Raw genomic sequence first — 270 nt, forward strand, 5'->3', positions numbered from 1 at the left:
CTTGGTGAGGTCGGGCTGGCGCTGGCGCGGATCGTCCTGGGGCAGCGGCTGGAAGATCAGTTGCGAGCGCGAGCCGGTGAGCTTGATCACCTTCTCGGCGAGCTCGCGAATGGTGAACTCCGAATTGTTGCCGATGTTGATCGGTCCGGTGATGTTCTCGCCGGTCGCCATCAGCCGCATGATCGCTTCGACGAGATCGTCGACATAGCAGAACGAGCGGGTCTGCCCGCCGTCGCCGAACACGGTGATCGGCTCGCCCTTCAGCGCCTG

Annotated in this window: 1 protein-coding gene; it reads right to left on the bottom strand. The window is 64.1% G+C overall.

Translation table 11 applies throughout. From position 1 onward, the window contains the following. Positions 1 to 270 (bottom strand): NAD-dependent epimerase/dehydratase family protein (locus AC0L3J_RS38095; RefSeq protein WP_473350569.1); only part of this gene is annotated, 270 nt, incomplete at both ends.

The organism is Bradyrhizobium sp. Kon37 (assembly GCF_055807535.1).